This is a genomic window from Anaerophaga thermohalophila str. Valhall (genome assembly GCF_000250735.1).
Taxonomy (GTDB): Bacteria; Bacteroidota; Bacteroidia; order Bacteroidales; family Marinilabiliaceae; genus Anaerophaga; species Anaerophaga thermohalophila_A.
The window spans coordinates 1-900 of record NZ_AHZV01000075.1; the positions used below are offsets into that span (position 1 = coordinate 1).

A 900-nucleotide genomic window follows, 5' to 3' on the forward strand; every position below is an offset into this window, starting at 1 on the left:
AAATATGTTATCTTCATAATAACATTTTTAAATAAAAAAGCCACCTCATGAGGCGGCTTTTTATTTCCTTTCAAAAAGAAGCATGAAAAACTATTCTTCCTTTTTGGTTTCTTCGTCGGAAGCAGTTGGTTTTTCTTCTGCTTTGGACTCCTCGGAAGTCTCAGACTTAGGTTCTTCAGAAACTTCTTCTTTGGTTTCTTCAGCAGCTGGTTGTTCTTCAGCCTTTGTTTCTTCTGAAGTTTCAGCTTTAGGCTCTTCAGCAGCAGTTTCTTCGGCATCGGCTTCAGCATTCTCTGCTTTCTGTTCTGCTTCTGCTTCGGCAGCCATTTCTGCATTACGTTTGGCCAGTTTTTCAGCTCTTTCAGCGTTAATTTTTGCTTCACGCTCGAGACGTGCTTTGCGTTCTTTTTCACTTTCAGCCGAAACCTGGTCTTTTTTGGCCTGTATCTTGGCTTCTTTCTCTTCCATCCATTTTTGGAATCGACGTTCAGCCTCGGCTTCGTCAAAAGCACCTTTTTTAACGCCTTCGAGCAGGTGTTTTTTCATGAGTACACCTTTGTAACTCAAAATTGCACGGGCAGTGTCAGTAGGTTGGGCGCCTTTGCCAAGCCAGTCTAAGGCTTTGTCGAAATTGAGTTCAATCGTAGCAGGATTTGTGTTGGGATTGTACGAACCAATCCGCTCGATGTATTTACCATCTCGTGGCGCCCTGCTATCTGCTACCACAATGTGGTAGTAAGCATACCTTTTGCGTCCGTGTCTCGCTAATCTGATTTTTACGGGCATGTTTTCAATAAATTACAATTAAACAACCTACATTTTTTGCGAGTGCAAATATAAGGCGATTTATTGGTTTACGAAATTTCTTTTGGTCTTTTCCTGATACTTTTTATCATTTTA

1 protein-coding gene is annotated in these 900 nt (G+C 41.2%); it reads right to left on the minus strand.

Annotated elements, in window-relative coordinates; genetic code table 11:
- Positions 1-90: 90 nt before the first annotated feature.
- Positions 91-786, minus strand: a complete 696-nt coding sequence (locus tag OQ5_RS0103225) for a 30S ribosomal protein S16 (protein WP_016776121.1) — start codon at positions 784-786, stop codon at positions 91-93.
- Between the last annotated feature and the right edge of the window lie 114 nt (positions 787-900).

What these genes read in the sequence shown, in the direction of transcription:
- OQ5_RS0103225 (WP_016776121.1), bottom strand. Translation starts at nt 786, where the DNA reads ATGCCCGTAAAAATCAGATTAGCGAGACACGGACGCAAAAGGTATGCT.